A 2,592-nucleotide genomic window follows, 5' to 3' on the forward strand; every position below is an offset into this window, starting at 1 on the left:
TGGATACTTCGGACCAAATTGCGCCAGGCTTTTCGGTTTCATTGCGCCAGTGATTTCGGTTCAAACTGCGCCACTTCCCTGAGGGATTTCGGTTCGTTTTGCGCCAGTGATTTCGGTTCGTTTTGTGCCACTTCTGCCAATCCAGGAGTCATTTCGGTTCGTTTTGCGCCACTTTGAAAGATCGAGCAATTACCTTATCGCTAAAATTCAATGCGATATGGCTAATACACTTGATCCTATGGACTTAAAACAGATTATCTCACTGCACCTGGACGGCCTTAGCAACCGCAAGATCAGCGCCACCCTGGGAATTGCACGCAACACCGTGAACGGTTACATGCAGGCCTTTAAGGCCAGTGACCATACCCTCAAGGAACTATTGGCCTGCGATAACGCCGTCCTGGAGGCCCTTTTCACTTCCCACAGCACTATAGACAATAGGCGTTTTGACCAGTTGACCCGCTATTTCGAGCGGATGAACAAGGCCAGGGACCATCCCGGGTTCACCTATCTTTTCCACTATCAGGAATATGTCCAGCAGGTGGACGACCCTTATGGCTACACGCAGTTCATGGAACATTACCACCGTAAATATGCAAAGCTCAAAGGCTCCATGAAGCTCGAGCACGACCCCGGCCATGAGCTTTTCATTGATTTTGCCGGTAAGAAACTCCAGATCGTGGACCGTAGTTCGGGAGAGATCGTCGATGTGGAGGTCTTCGTCGCCATCCTTCCCAACAGCCATTACACCTATGTGGAGGCCTGCAGGAGCCAGAAACGCGAAGACCTGATCAAATGTTGTGCCAACGCACTGCAGTTCTACGGGGGCGTGCCCAAGGCCATCGTATCGGACAACCTCAAGTCGGCCGTCAAACGTGCGAGCAGATATGAGGCCGACATCAACCGGAGCTTCAAGGACTTCGCCCATCATTACAATTGCGTGATCAATCCTGCCCGTGGGTACTCACCGCAGGATAAGGCGTTGTGCGAGAACGCGGTGAACCTGGCCTACCAGCGCATCTATTATCCCCTGCGCAACATGACCTTCTTCTCTTTGCAGGATCTCAACCGGGAGATAAGACGCCTATTGGGGTCCTATAACGACCTCTTGTTCAAAAGAAAACAGGCCAGTCGGCTGGAACTCTTTCAAATGGTGGAACGGGAGTACCTGAAACCTTTACCTACTAGTGCCTATGAGCTTAAGGATTACCGCAGGGCCAAGGTTCAGAAGATGGGCTATGTGTACTTCTCCCCGGATAAGAGCTACTACAGTGTCCCATACCGCTATATAGGAAAGGAGACCACTATCCATTACACCGCAAGCATGGTAGAGGTCTATTTTTATCATGAGCGTATCGCCCTGCATAATCGCAATCCCTCCAAGGGAAGCTACAATACCAATGCGGACCATCTCAGTAGCACCCATAGGTTCTACTCCGACTGGAGCCCCGAGTTCTTTAAAAAGAAGGCCGGAATCCATGGCAAGCACGTACTTGGCTGTATAGAGGAAATACTCAAGACCGGGGATTATCCCGAGATAGGCTATAAACGGGCCATGGGCGTCATCCAGCTCCATAAGGCCTACGGGTCCAAAAGGTTGGACGATGCCTGCAAACGGGCGCTTCGGGCCGATGCCGCCACCTACGGGCGCATCAAGAATATCCTGAAGAACAACCTGGATAAAAGCTCCCTGTTCTATCAGGACCTGGAAGAGGATAAACCTCATATTCCCGAACACGGAAATTTAAGAGGAGCCTCCGCATACAAATAATATTCACCATTAAATTTAAAACAATGAACAACAATCAAACTATTGAAAAACTCAAACAAATGCGACTGGGGGCTATGGCCGAGCTGCACCTTCAGCACGTAAAAAGCAACCGGCTCAGTGATATGACGGCAGATGAATATCTGGCACTGCTTATCGACCACCAATGGGAAGACCGGCAGAACAGTAAGATCGGTCGGCTTTTAAAACAAGCTGGCTTTCGTCAGCAGGCATCTCTGGCGGATGTGAATTATACCCATGACCGCGACCTGGATAAAAATATGTTCCTGCGTTTGGGTACGCTGGACTTTATCGAAAGAAAGGAAAATATAATCATCTGTGGCCTTTGTGGGTGTGGCAAGAGCTATCTCTCCCAGGCCCTAGGCCACCAGGCGTGCATGATGGAATATAAAACCGTTTATGCAAATACCGCCCGGCTGTTGAAGAAACTGAAGCTGAGCAAAGTAGATGGGACCTATTTAAAAGAACTGGCCAAGCTGCTAAAAGCGGACTTACTTATTCTTGATGATTTTGGACTTCAAGCCTTCGATAATCACGCAAGAGAGGCATTAATGGATATTATCGATGACAGGTATAATAGGGCCTCCACCATTATATCCACTCAGATACCGGTATCCGCGTGGTACGAAATCATAGGTGGGGATGGGACTCAAGCGGATGCTTTGCTCGATAGGATCGTAAACTCCTCACATCGTATCAACCTACAAGGTGAATCATTAAGAAAAGGAACTTTAAAGAGTATATAAACCTAAATTTTTTTTATAATTGTAAGATCTTTCAAAGTGGCGCAATTTGACCGAAAA

2 protein-coding genes are annotated in these 2,592 nt (G+C 48.5%); both read left to right on the forward strand.

Features of this window, described 5'->3' with window-relative positions:
* The first annotated feature begins 238 nt into the window (after positions 1 to 238).
* On the forward strand, positions 239 to 1,771 hold the full coding sequence (gene istA / locus MWU84_RS23710; RefSeq protein WP_093980454.1) for an IS21 family transposase: 1,533 nt from the start codon (positions 239 to 241) through the stop codon (positions 1,769 to 1,771).
* Between the two features lie 23 nt (positions 1,772 to 1,794).
* On the forward strand, positions 1,795 to 2,535 hold the full coding sequence (gene istB, locus MWU84_RS23715; protein ID WP_093977252.1) for an IS21-like element helper ATPase IstB: 741 nt from the start codon (positions 1,795 to 1,797) through the stop codon (positions 2,533 to 2,535).
* Positions 2,536 to 2,592 lie beyond the last annotated feature (57 nt).

Source organism: Arenibacter sp. F20364, assembly GCF_023015905.1.
Taxonomy (GTDB): domain Bacteria; phylum Bacteroidota; class Bacteroidia; order Flavobacteriales; family Flavobacteriaceae; genus Arenibacter.

Bases quoted from the DNA above. Each gene is read 5' to 3' on its own strand.
- istA (WP_093980454.1), top strand. From the start codon at position 239: ATGGACTTAAAACAGATTATCTCACTGCACCTGGACGGCCTTAGCAAC.
- istB (WP_093977252.1), top strand. From the start codon at position 1,795: ATGAACAACAATCAAACTATTGAAAAACTCAAACAAATGCGACTGGGG.